We start from the raw sequence: 19,965 nt of genomic DNA on the forward strand, positions 1-19,965 counted from the left end.
ACGGCAGCATCCATGCTGCCGACACCCTCATCAGGCGCCGGATCTGCCCGAGCCGGTGCGTTGGTTGCTCCGTCGTTACTGAGAACCCAGTAAAAACGTTTCCAATATCAATTGCGCCGCAATGCTATCCACCTGCGCCTGCCGTGCCTTGCTTAAATTTTTGCCGCGTTCGCCCAGTTGTGCGCGGGCTTCGCGGCTGGTCAGGCGTTCGTCGACCGCCTCGGCGGGCAGGCCGTAACGGCCGTGCAATCGTTTGCGGAATTTGTTGGCGCGGGCGCCCATTTCGCTGTCGCTGCCATCCATATTGTAGGGAATACCGACGACAAAACCGGCCGGTTTCCATTCGGCGACCAGCGCATCGATGTCGTCCCAGTTGGGAATGCCGTCGCGGGCGCGAAGGGCGGGCAAGGGGCTGGCGGTTTGGGTCAGATGTTGACCGGCGGCGACGCCGATCCAGGCGAGGCCGAAGTCGAAGCCCAGCCAGCGGCCGTCCTGACTCATGAGTCTTCCCGGCCGAAGCGGTTGTCGGTGCGGAATTGCCAGGTGCGGATGATTTCCAGCTGATCGTATTCCTGGCGCATCTCCAGCGTAAAGGGTTCGAACGGCGCCGCTAAATGCACGATGCGCTGCGCCGCTTGATCGAGCACGGCGTGGCCGGAGCTGCGCGTGACCGACACATTGCCCAGACTGCCGTCGGCGCGGATGGTAACCGCCAAACGCACGTTGCCGGTCAGGCGTTGCTGACGCGCCGCTTGCGGGTAGTTCTGGTTGCCGATGCGTTCAATCTCTTCCAGCCAGCCATAAACGTAGGCGGCATCCAGCGATTGCCGGGCGGAGACCGCGGTCAGCGTCCGGGTACGCGGCGCTTTGGCCAGGTTCTGGCGGCTTTCATCGAGCATGGCGCGCAGGGTGGCGATGTCGCTGACTTGGCTGACCAGCAGCGCTGAATCGCTGGCTTGGCTGGGATCGGTGATGGCTTCTTCGCTGGGTTGATTGGCGATGCTGCGCTCGCTGTCGCCCGTTGTGGTGACCAGGGCGCGTTGGGCGTCCTGTTGCGCAAAACTGATTTGTTGAACTTCCGGTGTAGTGCGGAAAATCTGGTTGTCTTCGATCTCGGCCTGTTCCGTCGAGGTCAGCTGGGCTTTGTCTTCCTGGGTGCCGCTGCCTTGCTGGTTGGCGTCGGCCAAAAAGTCGGCTTCGTCCAGGGGTGTGCTGCGGTCACTGGCGTGTTGAGCCAGGGTGACATCCAGCGTCGGCGGTAACGGTTGTGATTCGGGATTGCTGAAGCCAATGCCGAAAATCACCAGTGCATGGAGGCCAACCGCCACAAAGAGCGTAAAGCTGAGGCGGTCGACCGCGCCGACGCTGACCGCCATCAGTTCAGACCTCGCTTGGCGGCGATGACGTCCATCAGTTTGCCGGCGATGTCGGTGTCATAGGCGTTATCGATTTCGCGGATGCAGGTCGGACTGGTGACGTTGATTTCGGTGACGTAGTCGCCAATCACATCCAGGCCAACAAAGATCAAACCGCGTTTTTTCAGTTCCGGTCCAATGTGCTCGGCAATGGCGCGGTCGCGCTCGCTCAGCGGTTGCGCCCGGCCAGTGCCACCGGCGGCCAGATTGCCTCGGGTTTCGCCCTTAGCGGGCAGGCGCGCCAAACAGTAGTCGATCGGTTCACCGTCGATCATCAGAATGCGTTTGTCGCCGTCCTTGATTTCCGGCAGGTATTTTTGCGCCATCGTTTGCTGCTGGCCGTGGTCGGTCAGTGTTTCGATGATCACCGAGACGTTCGGGTCGTCGGCTTTCAGGCGGAAAATCGAACTGCCACCCATGCCGTCGAGCGGTTTAAAAATGACGTCGCCATGTTCCTGGTGAAAGGCCTTCAGCCGGGCTGCATCGCGGGTGATAACGTGCGGCGGCGTAAAGTCGGCGAAGGCAGTGGCGTAGAACTTCTCGTTGCAGTCACGCAGTGCCTGCGGCTTGTTGACGATCAGTACGCCAGCTTCTTCCGCACGCTCAAGCATATAGGTGGCGTAGATGTATTCGTTGTCGAACGGCGGATCCTTGCGCATCAGAATGACGTCGAGGTCGGCCAGTGCTGAGGTCGTGGCGTCACCCAAATCGTAAAAATGCTCGGGATCGCGATGCACCTGTAACGGCCGTGTCGTCGCCAGCGGTTTGCCGTTGTCCAGATACAGGTCGGTCATCGTCATGTAGTGGATGTTCCAGCCTCGGTCCTGGGCGGCCCAAAGCATGGCCAGGGTGCTGTCCTTTTTGTAAGTCACGGCTTCGATGGGGTCCATGACGACGCCGATGTTCAGACTCATCTGTGTGTTCGCCTTACGCGTTAATGTGAGGGCTATGGTAATGGATGCCGTCGATAGCAAAAACAACTGCGTGCGTTTGTCTATGTGGTGGCTTGTCGCCTTGCGGTCAGCGTACCTTGAGACGGGGTTCTTATAGCGAATGCCACCGATCTGTGATACAAGAATTGACGGTTTTAGACGGAATATCCCGGCGCTTTCTGCCAGCGCTTTGACACTTGGTTTGCGCGCTGATGTGAGCTTTGATGCACCGCAGAATAAGCCGGCCCGACAACCTCAGGCAGTATTAACCTGGGCTACGCCATGGATTACAGCTACGAGAGTCTGACGGTGATGGTCATCGACGACTCTAAAACCATTCGCTTCAGTGTCAGCCGGGTATTGCTCGATGCTGGCTGTCAGGTGGTCACCGCCAGTGATGGTTTTGATGCATTGGCCAAAATTGCCGATTCCAAACCGGATATTATTTTTCTGGATGTCATGATGCCGCGTTTGGATGGTTATCAAACCTGCGCGCTCATTAAGAACAACAGCCGGTTTCGCGAAACGCCGGTCATCATGTTGTCGAGCAAAGACGGTTTGTACGATCAGGCCCAGGGCCGAATTGTGGGGTGTGATCATTACCTGACCAAACCCTGTGACGATGCGGACCTGTTGCAGATTGTTCGCGATTACGTTCAATAACGAAGATACTAAGCTCCAGATAGCGGGCATGGCGCTCGCCTGGATTGAAACAATAGGAAACTCATGGCACGTGTTCTGATAGTAGACGATTCCCCCACCGAGACGTATGCCTTCCAAGGCATGCTGGAAAAGCACGGCTACGAGGTGCTGACCGCGGATAATGGCGCCGATGGAGTTGCTCTGGCGCGTCAGGAATTACCGGATGTGGTGCTGATGGACATCGTTATGCCGGGCCTCAATGGGTTTCAGGCAACGCGCCAACTCACCAAGGGCAGCGATACGGCCCATATTCCCGTCATCATCGTCACCACCAAAGATCAGGAAACCGACCGTGTTTGGGGTAAGCGCCAGGGCGCCAGCGGTTATCTGGTCAAGCCGGTGACCGAAGACCAGTTGGCTGCCGTTATTGCCGGTGCGCTGACCGGTCACACCCAGGACTGATCGCACCACCATGGCGGAACTGACGCCCGTGCAACTGCTGCGTGATATGGCTCGTCGCTGTCACGCTCAGGCCGCTGAATTGCCGGAAGGGACCGATATGGAGGCGGCCTGGCACGGCATCGGTTTCCGCCTCGGTGAGCAGTCATTGGTGGTCGCCATGTCGGAAGTCAGTGAAATACTTCAGGCACCGGCGACCACGCGCTTGCCCAATGTGCAGCCCTGGGTGCTGGGCGTGGCTAACGTGCGTGGCCGGTTGATCCCGCTGGTCGATTTGAGTCGTTTTTTCGGCTTCAGTGAAGCTCGCCACCCTCGATCGGGTCAGCCGGTGCTGGTTATGGAGCAGGGCGAGCAGACCGAAGGCTTGTTGGTCGATGCACTCGACGGCGTGCAGCATTTCGATGACGCCGATTTCAACCCCGCAACGCCCGATGTCGATGAACGCTTAAAACCCTTTATTCGCGGCCAATACCAACGTGATCAACGCCATTGGGCGCTGATCAGCCTAACCGCACTCTATGCGGATCGCCGTTTTCAGGAGGTGGCACTGTCGTGAAGCGATTGCCGTCTCCGTGCTGTCCGTGCAAGCCGATTTGCCATCCTGAGGCCCGTTCATGAAACATAACGCTGGCAACGTTTTGACCATTCTCAGCACCAACCGCCAGCTGGGTTTGCTGCTGGTATCGCTGCTGGTGGTGATTCTGGCGCTGGTGGCGTTGGTGGTGCAAAACGTCCGGCTCAACCGCTTCGATCAGGATTTGCTCGATCAGGTGGGGGAAATGCGCGTGCTTTCTCAGGAAATCGCCAAAAATGCCTCCGAAGCCTCGGCCGGTCAGGCCGATGCCTTTATGTTGTTGCAACGCGCGCGAGACGACTTTCAGGCGCGCTATGACTATGTCCTCAACGGCGATGCCAGCACTGAGACACCGCCGTTAATTGAGCACGCAGCCAGCATTGATACCGAACAGCTGGCGCGGGTCTGGGAGCCGGTCAGTGACAATGCCAGCCGCATTGTGGAATCGCGCGAGACCATTTTGAACCTGCTGGCGACCGCCGAGGTTCTGGCCGCGCGGGTGCCGGAGATGCAGGTCGAGTACGACGAAGTGGTTGATATCATGTTGCGCGGCGACGCCGAACCGGAACAGGTGGCGCTGGCGACGCGGCAAATCTGGCTGGCCGAACGCATTATGCGCTCGATCAACCGGGTACGGGTGGGTGGCGAAGGCGCGGTGGTTGCCGCCGATACCTTTGAACGCGATGCGGCGCGTTTCCAGCAGGTGCTGAACGGTATGCGCGTTGGCCGCGTGAATCCGAGAATTGTTCGGGTCAGTGATCCGGCGGCGCGGGAAACGCTCGATGAAATCAATCGACTGTTCGATCGCGTGTCACAGTCGGTGAACGAAATCATCGCCACGTCGCCGGAGCTGTTTGCGGTGCGTGCCTCAGCGGCCGCCATCTTTATCGATTCTCAGCGGTTGCTGGAAGAAACCTCGGCGCTGGCCGCGCGCATTCAGCAGGCGGCCAATCAACGTCCGCTCAGCAGTACCTGGTTGCTCTATGGTCTTGGGGTACTGGCGCTGGTGTTGGTGATGCTGGCGGTCTTTGTCATCGTGCGCGATACCCAGCGCGACCTGCGCGAAACGGCCGAAGCCAATGAACAGAATCAGAACGCCATCTTGCGCTTGCTCGATGAACTGACCGACCTGGCCGACGGTGATTTGACCACTCAGGCGTCGGTGACCGAAGACTTCACCGGCGCCATCGCCGATTCCATCAACTTTGCCATTGATCAGATGCGGCAATTGGTCTCATCCATTAACTCCACCGCCGTGGAAGTGTCGTCGGCAGCGCAGCAGACGCAGGCGACCGCCATGCATCTGGCAGAAGCCTCCGATCATCAGGCGCATGAGATTGCCGGGGCATCATCGGCCATCAACGAGATGGCCGCCTCCATTGATCAGGTATCGGCCAACGCTCTGGAATCGGCGAGTGTGGCCGAGCGTTCGGTAGGCATTGCCAAAAAGGGCGCCGATGGCGTGCAGGCGACGATCAGTGGCATGGACAACATTCGCGAACAAATTCAGGACACCTCCAAACGCATTAAGCGCTTGGGTGAGTCGTCGCAGGAGATTGGCGATATTGTCTCGCTGATCAATGACATTGCCGACCAAACCAACATCCTGGCGTTGAATGCCGCCATTCAGGCGTCGATGGCGGGCGATACCGGCCGGGGGTTTGCGGTGGTGGCCGATGAAGTGCAGCGCCTGGCTGAACGCTCGTCGGCCGCGACCCGTCAGATTGAAGCGCTGGTGACCACCATTCAGAACGACACCGTTGAAGCGGTGATGTCCATGGAGCAAACCGTGGCCGAGGTGGTGCGCGGTGCTAAGCTGGCGCAGGATGCCGGGGTGGCGCTGGAAGAGATCGAAACCGTCTCCAGTAATCTGGCCGACCTGATCCAAACCATTTCTAACGCGGCGCGCCAGCAGGCGTCTTCGGCCGGTCACATCTCCAATACCATGAATGTGATTCAGGAAATTACCTCTCAGACGTCCGCAGGGACCACCGCCACGGCACGCTCCATTGGCAATCTGGCGCAGTTGGCGCGCGATCTGCGCTCGTCGGTCGCCGGTTTTAAATTGCCACCGGAAGAGACGTTTCCCGAAGTGCCATTTCTGCCGGCATTAGATGATGATGGCACGGTCCGCTGAGCGCCTTAGAGGGCTTCGGATTGTTCTCACAAAAACGGCATTGCGCATTACAGCCTGCGGGCTGCGCGCCGATAACTGATAGATGTCGACTCAGAGCTGGCCGGGTCGAATTGGGCAAGAGGGCCGGACTTGAGTCAAAATACCGTGCTAACGGAACACAACAGGCTTGACGGGCGGCGCCGCCCGTCGAGTGAATCAAGTGTCGCCAACGCTCAGTCTGCCTGGGTCGATGGGCAGATGATCGATACGCAGGACAAGAGGTAACGGCATGGTCGAGCGCCGTGATTACATGGCATTGGAATGGGTCCGCGGTGAGATCGACACCACCTTGCGGACGGCGACGGATGCGCTGAAAAGCCATCTCGATGCGCCCGATCCCGCTGTTTTAGAGACCAGTTTGCAGGCGTTGCACCAGATCAGCGGTTCGCTGCAGATGGTGGAGTGTCACAGTGCTTCCCTGCTGGCCGACGAATTGGAACAATTGAACCAGGCCTTGCTGGATGACGAGGTCGAGAACCCCTCGCACGCCGTACAGACACTGCTGGATGCCAGCGCACAATTACCGGTTTATCTTGATCGCCTGGCGCAGGGTCAGGACGACAGTCGAACGCTGATCTTACCGGCGGCCAATCAGTTGCGCGCGGCGCGCAGCGAAGACGAACTCACCGAAGCGGCTCTGTTCCACCCCGACCTGGAAGCAGCGTATTTTACCAGTGACAACTCCGGTATTGAGTTGTTCCGGCAGAGCAATGTGCTGCAATTGGTGCGTAAGTTGCGCCAGATGTACGAACTGGCGCTGTTGGGTTGGCTGCGCGAAGTCGATGTGGACGCCAACCTGGGCTATCTGGGCAAAGCGGTTTCCCGACTGGCGCTGCTGACTGAAAAAACGCCGGTGGCGGCGCTGTGGCGCATCAGTGATGTGTTTACCTCCGCGCTGTCGTCGGGGCGGCTGACTCGCAATACCGCGGTGGTGGAGTTGCTGCGTCAGCTCGACAGCGAACTCAAACACCTGCTGGAAAACCCGGTGGAAGTGGTCAGTCTGCCGCCGGATGACGACCTGCTCAAAGCCTTGCTCTATCAATTGGCCGAGGCTGACCGCCAGACAACCGACGACACCGCCGCACCGGCGGAGCTAGAAACCACCCCGCTGGACAATACCTCACCGACAGAGGAAAGCGCCGACATCGAGGCCCCTTCGTCGGGCCTGAGTCCTGCCCAGGATGCCATTATTCAGGATGCCAGTTCCGGTCTGGAACGCATCAAAGATGCCTTGGCGGAATTCGCCGATTCGCGCTGGGATACCTCGACACTGGCCACCGTACCGGCGGAAATGGGGTCCTTGCGTTCGGATCTCGACGAAGTGCCACTGCCGGAAGCCGACGAGGTATTGCGCTGCATTGATGGCTACATCAGCCAGCAACTGATGGTGGATGACGAAGTGCCGGAAGCGACCGATATGGACGCCCTGGCCGATGCCATCATCGGTGTTCAGTATTACCTTGAGCAGTTGGCACGCGAAGGCGCCGCCGATGTCGGCCTGCTGGAAAATGCGGCCGAAGCCATCACCTCGCTGGGCTTCCCGGCCGACCTGCAAGCGGCCAGCAGCAGCGATCTCGATGATGACCTTGATAGCGTGTTCAGCGCGATGGAATCGGACGACGATTACAGTTCGGTGCTCGATGAGCTGGATGGCTTTAACGCGGCCTCGGAACACGAAGAACCCGACACTTTGGCGACGCTGGAAATGGACGCGGGTGACGTGCGTCGCCCCGTCGAAAACCCGGACGCCGCCGACGACGAAGTCGACTCCGCCGCGACAGCAGAGCAGGAACAGGACGAGGACGGCGAATCGCTGGATGCCGATGGCATCGACAGTTGGCTGGCACAAGCCGAATCGAATTTTGCCACCGACCCGGATCTGAACGACATCGAAGGCGAAGACGGCGATGACGAAACCGCCGCCGACGAAGCCGCGTTAGAGAACATCGGTAACCCGGCCGCAGCTTCAGCGGAAGCAGCGGATGCAACGACGACAGACGAAACCGAGTTCGACGAGCCGGAGGCGGAAGGCAGCGACTACGATGAAGCCGACGTTGCCAATCTGCTCAGTGACGACGGTGATGACGACGCGACAGCAGACGACACCGATCTGACCACTCTGGAAGAACTCGATGAGGCCGGTGTCGCCAATCTGTTGAGCGATGAGGACGCTGACTTCAGTGATCTGGATGCCTTGCTGGATGACTCAGACGATGACGACGACGCCATCAGTGCCGAAGAACTCGATGAAATTGCCGCGCTGGCGGCCGCCGGGCTGGATGACGACGAAGACGAAGACGACGAGCTTGACCTGACTCGGGCCATCGACGATGCCTTTGAGGTCGACGATGAAGACCTCGATCTGGACGACCTGCCCCTGACCGACCTGGAATTGGCCGACCTGGGCAACAGCCTCGATGACGACGCTCATCTCGATGCGCCGGGTCTGGGCCAGACCGACCTGGATCCGCGGGATCTGGAACCGACCGATCTCGATCCGAGTGACCTCGACGGCATCGAGCTGGATCGTGCCATCGACGCTGAATTGGTCGCCTCCGACATCGTCGATATCTTTATTGAAGAAGTCGGGGCGGTGCTCGATGCGCTGGCTGAATACTATCCGCGTTACCGCGATCAGGCCGATGACAGCGACGCACTGGGTGAGTTACGAGGCGCTTTCTACACGCTGAAAAGCAGTGGCGAATTGGCCGGTGCCGAGGTGATTGCCGAAACCGCCTGGGCGGTCGAGAACATGCTCAGCCGCCTGATCGACGGCACCATCAGTCGCAGTGACGATCTGCTGCAGGTGCTGGAGGGTGTGATCGATGAACTGCCAGCACTGGTGGCCGCCTACCATCAACGCCAAACCCCCGATGCCCGTCGCGCTGACGACTTGGCCGATAAGGCACATCTGCTGGCGCGCGGTCAGCCGATCGATTGGAACGCCAGCAGTGACGTTGATGACACCGATGTCACTGAGCCCGAAGACGCCACCGACGCATCGGGCAGCGATGATGAACTGCTGGCCGTGTTCCAGCAGGAACTGGACGAGCATCTGGAGTTCATCGAACACTTCCTTGAAGAAGCCGATACCGATCAGCCGGTGCCGGAACGATTGCATCGCGCCTTACACACCATCAAAGGCTCAGCCCGAATGGCCAGCGTCGATGCCGTTGCTGATCTGGTCTTGCCGCTTGAACAACGGGTGCGCGAGCTGAATGAACAACGTCAGCCGCTCGATGCCGAGATGATCGAATTGCTCAACGAAGGCGTGCGGCGTCTGCGTGCAGCGGCGGATGGCCGCAGTGAGCCGGACGATCTCGACTTTATCGACCGGGTGGTGCGTGCCAGCGGCGCAGCCACCGAGCTTACCGCCGAATTTGAAAGCGAACAGGCGGCGGATGCCGAATCGTCGACAGAACCGCCGACCACCGACCTGAATTCACTGCTGATGTCGAAGAGCGTCGATACGCTGCTGGATGCGCCCCGTACCCTGGCGCAATGGCAGGACAGTGGCGAGCCGGGCGAGGCAGTCGAAACCCTGGGGCACGAACTGAACCGCCTCTCGGAGCAAGGTCGTGATCTGAATCTGCCCCCGGTAGTGGAAACGAGCCGGGGTTTGGCGTTGATGATTGAAATGGCGCTGGCCGGTGAAGTGGAACTCGACGATAACTTCTTTGCCCTGGCGCAAAGCGGGCAGGAAAAACTGATTGAGCAACTCGATCAGTTGGCCGCTGGTCAGGAGGTCTCGGTCGACAGCGATTTTGTCACTCAGTTGCGCCGTTATCGCTCTGACGCCGATCCGCTGAATCAGCCGCCGCAGCGGTTAACGCCGATGGACACCATGATCCGTCATGACCTGATACCTGAAGAGGGTGACCTGCCACCCCCTGATGCGACGGCGGACAGCAGCGACCTGAGCGATGCCGAAGAGGTGTTCCGGGTCAGCGGTGACAGTGAGCTGGTGGATATCTTCCTCGAAGAAGCGCGCGATCTGGTCGACAGCATGCAGACGGCACTGGAGCAGTGGGAAGCCGATACCACCAACACTCTGGCGGTGGAAGGATTGCAGCGCGATCTGCATACCCTCAAAGGCGGCGCGCGATTGGCCGAGATCGAGCCGGTGGCGGAGCTATCGCATGATATGGAGTCGATGTACGAGGGCCTTAGCCAGGGAAAGTTGCAACCCAGCAAGCGATTGCTGGGACTGATGCAACGCAGCCAGGATCAACTGGCGACGATGATCCAACAGATCACGACGAGCCGGAGCTGCTATCGGGCGACGACGCTGAGCCAGAAGATTCGTCAACACCATCAGCCGACGACGAGCCGGACGAAGGCGACAGCGAAGCCGACGACGGCGCCGCTGGCCGAAGCTGATGTTGGCGCGCGTACGGCCGTGTCAGCGAGCTCAGCGGTGACGCCGTCGACCGATGAAGTGGATCTGGAGATCCTCGACATCTTTGTGGATGAAGCCGGTGAATTACTGGTCGAAATCGAGCAATTGCTCGAAGCCTGGCAGAGCAACCCCACAAACCCCGAATCACCAGCGGAACTCAAACGCGTGCTGCATACGCTCAAAGGCGGCGCGCGTCTGGCCAAACTCAAGCGATTGGGCGATCAGTGCCACGAATTCGAGACCGAAGTCGAGCAAGGTGAAGCGGAGCCCGCACAACTGAACGAGGCGTTTTTTGCCGCCCTGCTGGCACGTCAGGACCGGTTGGTGCAGGGCGTCGACAGCATGCGTACCTTGCTCAGCCACGACGACAGCGGTGCGCAGAATTTCGCCCCCAGCATAGAGGCGCAGGCTCCGCAGCCGACGCCGGTCGAACCCTCCGAGCCGGCATCAGCACCGGCGTCGCGCGCTCCCACTCAGGACAGCATTAAGGTGAATGCTGATTTGCTCGAACGGTTAGTGAACCTGGCCGGTGAATCGTCGATTGTGCGAGCGCGACTGGAGCAGGAAGTCAGCGATTTTCAGTTTACCCTGACCGACATGGACGCCACCTTAGAACGACTGCGCGAGCAGGTGCGCCATCTGGATATGGAAACCGAAGCCCAGGTGTTGTTTCGTCAAGAGCGCGCCATCGATAAGGGCGATGCCGATTTCGACCCACTGGAAATGGACCGCTATTCGCACATCCAACAGCTGTCGCGCTCATTGCTCGAAGCCAGTTCCGACCTCAGCGACCTGAAAGACACCCTGGCTGACAAGAGCCGCGCGACGGAAACCTTATTGCATCATCAGGGACGGCTGCATTCCGAGTTGCAGGAAGGTTTGATGCAAACACGGCTGGTGCCGTTCAGCCGGTTAGTGCCGCGGCTGCGTCGTATGGTGCGCCAGCTGTCGTCAGAATTGGAAAAAGAAGTCGAGTTCGTTGTTGCCAACGCCGAAGGCGAAGTCGACCGGACGGTCTTGGAGCGCATGATTTCGCCGCTGGAGCACATGCTGCGCAATGCCGTTGATCATGGCATTGAAACACCGCAGCAGCGGCGCGCAGCGGGTAAGTCCGCGGTCGGCCAGATTGAGTTGAGTCTGGCGCGTGAAGGCGGCGATATTGTGTTGCGGCTGAGCGACGACGGCGCCGGTCTCGATGTTGAGCGCATTCGCCAGCGTGCTCAGCAAATGGGATTGATCGGCCAGGATACGGCGCTCGATGATCACGCCATTTTGCAGCAGATTCTCGAACCCGGATTTTCCACCGCTGAGGCGCTGACGCAGGTGTCCGGCCGCGGCGTTGGCATGGATGTGGTGCACGCGGAAGTCAAACAGCTCGGTGGCAGTATGAGTCTCGATGGCCAGCCGGGTGAGGGCAGTCAGTTCACCATTCGCTTACCCTTTACGGTTTCGGTCAACCGGGCGCTGATGGTTCGCATCGGCAGCGATCTGTACGCGCTGCCACTGAGTACCATTGACGGCATTGTGCGGGTTCCGGGCCAGCAGCTCGATGCCATCGCTCGCGGTGAACAATCCGGATTCGATTACGCCGGAACTCGTTATCATACGCTTTATCTGGGCGCCTTGCTCGATGCCGACGACCTTCCCGAAATCCATGCCGACGCCGCTCCGGTGCCATTGATTCTGGTGCGCGGCAGTGACGCCAATGCGCCGGTTGCGCTCTTTGTTGATCAATTGCTGGGTTCGCGCGAGATTGTGGTCAAAACATTGGGCCCGCAGTTCAGCGCCTTGGCCGGGGTGTCTGGGGCCACCATTCTGGGCGATGGATCGGTGGTGGTGATTCTTGATCCGGCAGCGCTGCTGCGTCACCGCCCGCTCGATGCTCAGCGCGTCGCGCCCTTAATGCGGCGCGCAACCCAGTCCACCACGTCCGCCTCATCAGCCCAAGCGCTGAACGTTCTGGTGGTCGACGACTCGGTGACGGTGCGCAAGGTCACCAGTCGCTTGCTGGAGCGTCGGGGCTGGCATGTCTGGTTGGCGAAAGACGGTCTGGAAGCGATTCAGGTGCTAAAGACGCAAACGGTAGATGTGATGTTGCTGGATATTGAAATGCCCAACATGGATGGCTTTGAGGTGGCGCAGCAGGTGCGCCACGATGGACGTCTGCACCGGCTGCCGATCATCATGATTACCTCTCGAACCGGTGCGAAACATCGTCAGCGGGCGTTGTCGATCGGCGTCAATGAGTACCTGGGTAAACCGTTCCAGGAAGACGTGTTGTTCGAGTGCATCAGGCGTTTATGCGCGCCGGTGAGCGCCAATGACACGCCATCCTGAGTCGTCGTCAAGCGACGAGCGTCTGGCGACGTTCTGGGTGCCAATGCAGCAAAAAAGCCTGCTGGTGCCGCAGGTGGCCCTTGCAGAAGTCATGGCCAATGCCGCGTTAACCGACGCTGCTAACGCACCGGACTGGCTGCTCGGTTGGCTCGATTGGCGGGGGCAGACGGTGCCGGTGATCAGCTATGAAGTGGCCAACGGCCACAGTGCGGCGGCGGATTCACCCGGTGCCCGTTTAGCGATTTTTAATGCCGTGTCTGAACAGACAGAACCGCGTTTTTTTGCCGTGCGCATTCAGGGGATTCCACGACTGTTGCGCTTAAGCGACGCCGAAGTGCGTGAAGACAGCCTGGCGCATCGGGCGCCGCTGGAACGCATGGCGGTGATTACTCAGCTGGGCAAAGCCAGCATTCCCGATCTGGACGCCTTGGAGCGATTATTGACCGCGTTGCGCCGTTGATGGGCGGGTCGGTGCTGTGTCGGAAGGCTGACGCGAGGTCTGTTGCTGCATGGCTTCATTAATGCGGTGTTCCAAGCGCATCTTATAACGCAAATAGTGAATGCTCTGCGCTTGGCCATTGGGCAGGCTGGCGACCACGCGATCGGACAGCGACAGGTCGGTAATGTGCAGCGGGCAGGGTTCATTGTCATCGCGTGAACGCAGCATATGGTCGGCAACCTGAGTGAAAAACTCATCGCCCAGTTCCTGGCTGGAAAATTCCTGGTTGTTGCACAGCACCAGATATTCCGGGCTGCCGTCTGGGCTTAATTCCATCACCACGGGCACATGGGTGTCGTACTTGGCTTCCATCAAGGTCGAGGTGCGCATCCGTTTCATGCTCGGAATGCCACTGGGTAAGAGCGTCATTTCGTAACACTGAATCGGCGTAGTGCCGGGGGGCAAATCGCTGTCGTGAGCGCGCAAACGATGCTCGGTTACTTTCAGAAAACGCAGCAACGAGGCCAGCAGGCTGGTCTTGCTGCGCACCGCCTGACGGAAGCAAAACAGCGAGCCGTTTTCATCGATCACATGGACAGTGGCGATGCGTTTGGTCACCTGATACACCAAGGTGACACCTTCCTCTTCCTGTTGGTCGATCACCGCGCGCAAGCGGTTTTTATCGGTCTCGAAATGGCGGTCTGGCAACAGGCGACTGCGCCGGGGTTGCTCCTGGCCGAGCCAGTCGATCAGTTCATCTTCGGTATCAAAGCTCAGGCTGTTGAGCTGACGTTTATTGATGGTCAGCGCCTGATACTGTTCGCCCAGGTTGTAGAGGAAGCGGACCGGCTGTCGTCGCGCCACGTCGTACAGCGCGGCAACGGCGTCTTCGAACAAATCCTGAATGCGCTTAGCGATGGCCGACGGCCGGGTCTGATTGTGGCAAAACGATTCCAGCAATGGCCGGTGCACGTATTTTTGTCGTGCCAGCAACGACAACAGAAAGTGAATCGCCTGTGGCAACGCATCGGCTTGATCGAAGTGTTCGACCACCACTTCGCCCCAGGAATTAATCACCACCATATCGATGCTGGCGACCAGGTTTTCACGCAAGGAACTGAAATCGAGGCTGTTAGAGCGCGCGGAAATTTTTTGCAGGCCGCGTCGGGTCAGATGTTGCAGCGGGTCACAGCCCAGGTTGGAAAACAGCAGGACGCGTTCTACTTGCGCCGGTTTGTAGAAGTTCGACTGCGCCACCGGTGGCATGCCCAACGGCAGCGACTGACGCAAATCGGCCAGCGTTTTGCGCACTTCAAAGTTGGTTACCGCACTGAACTGAGAAAACACCGGAATGTGCAGGTGAGCTGCCAGCAGACCATTGAGATGACACCACAGCATGGTTTCCAGCAGACCGCTGGATTTCTTCAGCGTGCTGCCAATCTGGCCATTGGGCAGCTGACTGTGCGCGACCCAGTAAGACGGCTTGCCTTTGCGAGGACCGACTTCCTTGATGCGGATTTTCTCGTGGCTTAAATCAACCTGGTGGCCAAAGCTGATGAAATCGATTTTGCCACGACGGCGGTCGAAAGCAGCGTGCAGTTTGCGGCTGAGAATCAACAGATCCTGCTGACTCATCATGTGGTTGCTTTGGTGTTCGGCGGCGAACTGGGTGAGGAAACGGTAAGAGCGCGTCAATTCGTTAATCAGTAATTTGCGCTCGGCCATGATGTCCTGAATCGGCCAGCTGGTGTGGCCGTCGAGATAGGCCAGATAATCGCTTTTCCAGCCCCATTCTTTGGCCAGTTCCGACATCAGCGTGCGCCGCCAGGTGCTCGATTTTGCCGGTTTCGACAAAGGAATGCCGACTTTGAAATAGAAACAGCGGCGAATCAGTTCCAAACGGCTGGATTCTTGTTGCTCGCTTAAATATCGCTCGATGCGCCGGTACAGCATGACGTAAGGGTCGAGCGCATTGAGCTCGGTGGTGCCCTCGTGGATGGCGGTTTTATATTGGTGCGCCAGGCTGGTGACGTTCGGGAATTCGCGCGCGTAGACTTCCAACAGCAGCAGTTTCAGCACCGATTTATGCGGTGAGTCGATGCCCTTATAGAGCTGCCACATGCCAGCACCGATAAACTCGCCGGCGGGCAACGCCGGTAAGGCACCAAAATCGATGGACTCTTCCAGCCGGGCAACACCACGACCGCGAAAATCGTTCACCAGCGACTCGTAACGGTCTTCCTGGTCGGATGGCACAAACCACCAGGCCGGCGGTGCACCCGCCAGCAACTGACCGGTGCGATAGAACTCATCGAGTAATAAAAAATGCTGGGTGGAGCCGCAGTTTTCGCCGGTCAGCGAGCGTTGGTCGCCGGCCTCGAATTGCTGCGAATTCATCAAAAAGAAGTGCACTTCCAGATTAAAGCCTTCGGCCCAAAGGCTGATCATTTCGGCCTTGGTTTCCAGTAGATCGATCTGGCGCGGGGTCAGGTCGGGCCGGTAGCACAGCCAGATATCCAGGTCGGAACTGGTCGATTGCGCCACCGAGCCGGAGGAGCCCATCAGGTATAAGCCGGAAATCTGCGGATTCAGGGCGCGGGCCGTGCCCGGGCGGGCTGAGAAGTTAATGGCTTGCAGCAGGTTCAGGGTGCCCTGGGTGGGCTGGTATTGAATCAGCCCTGTGGGCACATCCGCTTCAACAAAGTAACCCGGAGAGCCGCGCAGATGGGTATGGAACAGCAGTGGCAGCAGTTCTAGGCATTGTTTCTGTTTGGTCTGCAAACTTTCGCGCAGGCGCGTCAAACGCCCCTCGTTGATCGCCAGAAACCGATCGCGATGGGTGCGCAGTGCTTGTTGGGCGGGTGCCGGAGCAGCCTGAGCTTTTTTGACCACAACTGAGCTCGAATACGCAGCAGACGATCTTGCAGTGTAATGCAAATTTTGCACTTGAACCGAGGCCGTCGTCTCATTCGTGGCCACGATGATATACTTTGTTACCGAATTAGCCGGCGAGCACCGTTAGACTTTCCCGCCGTGCCAATTCTGGCTCAGTGAACGGAAAGCAGTGGAACCAAGATGCACGCAGAACAACAAAAGCGCATCCTGGTGGTGGATGACGACGAAGAAATCCGCAATCTGCTCAAGGAATACCTTGAGAAGAACGGCTTTGTGGTTGTCACCGCCGCCGATGGGCAGCAAATGCGCCAGTACTGGCCGCAGGAACGACTGGACCTGATCGTCCTCGACATCATGATGCCCGGCGACGATGGCTTTACGCTGTGCAAGGAAGTGCGCGCCCGTTCCCGCATTCCCATCATTATGCTGACCGCTGGCTCCGATGAAACTGACCGCATCATCGGCCTGGAATTGGGCGCCGACGATTACGTTGGCAAACCCTTTAACCCCCGTGAACTGCTGGCGCGCATCAAAGCCGTGCTGCGGCGTTACGAAGAAAGCCCTGACAGTTCACCGCTGGACGCCCGTCAGCGGCTGCGTTTCGGCGATTGGTTGCTCGATCTGACCAACCGCGAACTGACCGATCCCGGCGGCACGGCCCATTCGCTCAATGGCGCCGATTTCAATTTACTGCGGCTCTTTGTCAGTCGCCCGGGCGAAGTGCTCAGTCGCGATGACTTGAGTAATGAGTTGCGCGGTCGCGATTCCTCGCCGTTTGATCGCTCTATTGATGTTCAGGTCAGCCGGCTGAGGTCGCGTCTGAACGACGATGGCAAGTCACCGCATTTGATCAAAACCGTGCGCGGTGCCGGCTATATCCTGACGGTGCCGGTTTCGGCTGAATAATGCCGCGCTTCAGTTTCACCTCGCTCTACAGCCGCTTGCTGGCACTGATGGTGTTGGGTCTGATCAGCGCCTTCAGTTTCAGTAACTACGTCTGGCTGTATTTCCTCGAAGGTCAGCGCCAGCAGCAGGGCGAATCGATGGCCCGCGATATGGCGTTTTCGGTGGGCTCAACCATGGAGTTCATCCGCGCCTACCCGCGCGATTACCGGCATCTGATCATCAATCAGCTGCGTGATATGGGCGGCTCGCGCTTTCTGGTGTCGGTGAACGACAACTTCATTCCGGTCGAACCGATTCGCGATAGCCTGACGAAACAGCAATTTCTCGATCAGTTTCAGCGCTCCATCGAAGAAAAGCTCGGTCAGCGTCTGGCCGATCTGAATGTGGAGTTTGCCGACCCGCGGTTTCTGCACGTCTATGAAGCCGATATCCGCCTGGTCGATCTGCCGCCGCGCTGGGCGCAGAACACCTTGATTTTGGAACCCGATCCACCGCCCGTACTGGTGGCCCAAGTACCGGTGGGCGACGGTGAATGGCTCTATCTGGCGGGCTTGCTGCCTGATCCCTACTTTCTGTCTGAAAACGAATACCTCGATCAGGGGCAGTTGTTTTTTCTGACCATCCTGCTGATCGTCCTGGTGACCATCGCCTGGTTTGTGGTGCGCTGGATGACCCGGCCGTTGTCGAATCTGGCCGCTGCCGCACGTCAGCTCGGCACCGACATCCACCTGGCGCCATTGGACGAAAAAGGCACCCGCGAAGTAAAGGAGACTGCGCGCGCTTTCAACCTGATGCAGGAACGCGTACTGCGTTTCGTTGATGATCGTGAACGGCTGTTCTCGGCCATCTCGCACGATCTAAAGACCCCCATTACCCGCTTGCGGCTGCGCGCCGAAATGATGGATGACGAAAACGGCGTTAAGCCCAGCATGATCAAGGATTTAGAAGAGCTGGAGGCCATGGTTAAAGGCGCGCTCGATCTGGGCCGCAGCACCGATGTGCACGAAAATACCCACCCGATCGACATCAATCAGATGGTCAATACGTTGAAAGACGACCTGGCGTTGCTTGGTTATCCGTTGGAAATCCGCGGCATGGCGCGTTGGCCGTTTTATGGCAAACCACTGGCGCTTAAACGCTGTCTGTCAAACCTGGTGCATAACGCGGCGTTTTACGGCACTCAGGTGAAGCTGGAGATTGTAGACAGCCGTCAGGAACTGAAAATCTACGTGGTCGATAACGGCCCGGGCATTCCCGAAAGCGACATCGATAAGGTGTTTGAACCCTATGTCCGGCTGGAAACGTCTCGCAACCGCAATACTGGCGGTGCCGGACTGGGTCTGAGTATTGCCCGTAATATTGCCCACGCCCATGGCGGACAGCTGAAATTGCGCAATCGCATCAGCACGGGTTTGGAAGCGGCGGTGTTGTTACCCCGGCGTTAAACCCTTGCGACGACGCGCCGCCACTGGTCGCCCGGCGGGCAAGCCGTTATAGTGCGGCAAGTTGAACAATTGGTCAGAAAATTCACGAGGACTTTATGCCCACTCCCCATATCAATGCCAACGCCGGCGATTTCGCCGAAACCGTCCTGATGCCCGGTGATCCGCTGCGCGCTCAATACATTGCCGAAAACTTTCTCGACGACGCCAAACGCGTGACCGACGTGCGTGCCATGTTCGGCTACACCGGCACCTTCGATGGCAAACCCGTCTCGGTGATGGGGTCGGGCATGGGCGTTCCATCGATCTCCATTTACGCCAAAGAACTGATCACCGAATACGGTGTTAAAAACCTGATTCGTGTCGGTACCTGTGGCGGTATCGGTGACGGCATCAAACTGCGCGACGTCATCATTGCCAGCGGTGCCAGCACCGATAGCGGTGTTAACCGCACCCGCCTGCTGGGCTACGATTTCGCCGCCACCGCCAGTTATTCACTGTTGGAAGCGGCGGTCAACAGCGCGCGACACGCTGGCGTTGAAGCTCAGGTCGGTAACGTATTCACCTCTGATCTGTTCTATTCACCCGAAGAAGCCTTGATTCCGACGTTGCGCAAGATGGGTATTCTGGCGGTGGAAATGGAAGTCGCCGGTCTGTACGGCGTGGCGGCTGAATTCGGCGCGCAGGCGCTTGGCATTATGACCGTCAGCGACCACATCGTGCGTGGCGAAGCGACCAGCTCGGACGAACGCCAGACCACTTTTAACGAAATGATCCAGATCGCCCTCAAAGCGGCTGTGAGTCTCTAATCATGGCGGCTCCCAGCGATCTGAAAGCGGCCGCCAAGTCGGCCGCCGGTAACGCTTACGTGCCCTACAGCGACTTTCCGGTCGGTGCCGCCCTGCGCACCGCGGATGGTCGTATCTTCAGTGGCTGTAACGTGGAAAACCGCTCTTATCCGCTGGGCATGTGTGGCGAACGTACTGCCATTGGCACAGCGGCGTCGGCCGGCGTGCGCCCGGGCGAGATAGTGGAACTGGTGGTGTTCATGCCAGGCACCAATCTGTTTTCGCCCTGCGGCGGCTGCCGCCAAGTGATCGCCGAGTTTATGCCTGCCGATGGCAAAATCTGGGCAACCAACGATGGCGAAGGCCAGCGGGAATGGACCGCCAACGATCTGCTGCCCGACGGTTTTAGTTTCGACGGATTGAGCTGACCGAACGGTCAAATTAAAGGAATAAAACTACAACTTAAACGTTTAGGCCCGGCCCATCACCAGGCCTTTTTCGTCATTAAATTTCTTTTCCGCCTGAAACCGTTTTCCGTGCTTGTGCCGGGTCTTTGCGCCG

14 protein-coding genes are annotated in these 19,965 nt (G+C 58.7%); 10 read left to right on the forward strand and 4 right to left on the reverse strand.

Annotated elements, in window-relative coordinates:
• Positions 1-75: 75 nt before the first annotated feature.
• The 3 genes from ruvX to gshB are packed head-to-tail and all read right to left on the reverse strand — an operon-like array spanning position 76 to position 2,329.
• Positions 76-501, reverse strand: coding sequence for a Holliday junction resolvase RuvX (gene ruvX, locus BGP77_RS07520; protein WP_108164090.1), 426 nt, complete (start codon positions 499-501; stop codon positions 76-78).
• On the reverse strand, positions 498-1,376 hold the full coding sequence (locus BGP77_RS07525) for an energy transducer TonB (RefSeq protein ID WP_108164091.1): 879 nt from the start codon (positions 1,374-1,376) through the stop codon (positions 498-500). Before BGP77_RS07525 ends, ruvX begins: the two co-directional genes overlap by 4 nt.
• A complete protein-coding gene (gene gshB, locus BGP77_RS07530) occupies positions 1,376-2,329 on the reverse strand; it encodes a glutathione synthase (RefSeq protein ID WP_108164092.1) in 954 nt (317 codons plus the stop codon). The genes BGP77_RS07525 and gshB overlap by 1 nt, the downstream gene beginning before the upstream one ends.
• 300 nt (positions 2,330-2,629) lie before the next feature.
• Here gshB and BGP77_RS07535 point away from each other — a divergent pair, with 300 nt between their 5' ends.
• From BGP77_RS07535 to BGP77_RS07560, 6 genes are all read left to right on the forward strand, one after another.
• Positions 2,630-3,010, forward strand: coding sequence for a PleD family two-component system response regulator (locus BGP77_RS07535; RefSeq protein WP_108164093.1), 381 nt, complete (start codon positions 2,630-2,632; stop codon positions 3,008-3,010).
• Between the two features lie 63 nt (positions 3,011-3,073).
• Positions 3,074-3,451: a twitching motility response regulator PilH gene (gene pilH, locus BGP77_RS07540; RefSeq protein WP_108164094.1), complete on the forward strand. Its 378-nt coding sequence runs from the start codon at positions 3,074-3,076 to the stop codon at positions 3,449-3,451.
• Between the two features lie 10 nt (positions 3,452-3,461).
• On the forward strand, positions 3,462-4,004 hold the full coding sequence (locus BGP77_RS07545) for a chemotaxis protein CheW (protein WP_108164095.1): 543 nt from the start codon (positions 3,462-3,464) through the stop codon (positions 4,002-4,004).
• Positions 4,005-4,062: 58 nt separating this feature from the next.
• A complete protein-coding gene (locus tag BGP77_RS07550) occupies positions 4,063-6,159 on the forward strand; it encodes a methyl-accepting chemotaxis protein (protein ID WP_108164096.1) in 2,097 nt (698 codons plus the stop codon).
• A 268-nt stretch (positions 6,160-6,427) separates the two neighbouring features.
• Positions 6,428-12,934, forward strand: coding sequence for an Hpt domain-containing protein (locus tag BGP77_RS07555; protein WP_108164097.1), 6,507 nt, complete (start codon positions 6,428-6,430; stop codon positions 12,932-12,934).
• A complete protein-coding gene (locus tag BGP77_RS07560) occupies positions 12,918-13,394 on the forward strand; it encodes a chemotaxis protein CheW (protein WP_108164098.1) in 477 nt (158 codons plus the stop codon). Before BGP77_RS07555 ends, BGP77_RS07560 begins: the two co-directional genes overlap by 17 nt.
• Here BGP77_RS07560 and BGP77_RS07565 read toward each other — a convergent pair.
• A complete protein-coding gene (locus tag BGP77_RS07565) occupies positions 13,371-16,265 on the reverse strand; it encodes a class I adenylate cyclase (RefSeq protein ID WP_146171214.1) in 2,895 nt (964 codons plus the stop codon). The two genes, BGP77_RS07560 and BGP77_RS07565, sit on opposite strands and share 24 nt — an antisense overlap.
• Before the next feature lie 183 nt (positions 16,266-16,448).
• Here BGP77_RS07565 and BGP77_RS07570 point away from each other — a divergent pair, with 183 nt between their 5' ends.
• From BGP77_RS07570 to cdd, 4 genes are all read left to right on the forward strand, one after another.
• The gene (locus BGP77_RS07570; RefSeq protein ID WP_108164100.1) at positions 16,449-17,174 is read left to right on the forward strand and encodes a response regulator; all 726 of its coding nucleotides are present in this window, start codon (positions 16,449-16,451) and stop codon (positions 17,172-17,174) included.
• Positions 17,174-18,619: an ATP-binding protein gene (locus BGP77_RS07575; RefSeq protein ID WP_108164101.1), complete on the forward strand. Its 1,446-nt coding sequence runs from the start codon at positions 17,174-17,176 to the stop codon at positions 18,617-18,619. Before BGP77_RS07570 ends, BGP77_RS07575 begins: the two co-directional genes overlap by 1 nt.
• 95 nt (positions 18,620-18,714) lie before the next feature.
• Positions 18,715-19,425 (forward strand): purine-nucleoside phosphorylase, encoded by a 711-nt coding sequence (deoD, locus tag BGP77_RS07580; RefSeq protein WP_108164102.1) that lies wholly within the window; start codon positions 18,715-18,717, stop codon positions 19,423-19,425.
• 2 nt (positions 19,426-19,427) lie between these two features.
• Positions 19,428-19,832, forward strand: a complete 405-nt coding sequence (cdd, locus tag BGP77_RS07585; protein ID WP_108164103.1) for a cytidine deaminase — start codon at positions 19,428-19,430, stop codon at positions 19,830-19,832.
• The last annotated feature ends 133 nt before the right edge of the window (positions 19,833-19,965 follow it).

It is taken from the genome of Saccharospirillum sp. MSK14-1 (assembly GCF_003054965.1).
GTDB lineage: Bacteria > Pseudomonadota > Gammaproteobacteria > Pseudomonadales > Natronospirillaceae > Saccharospirillum.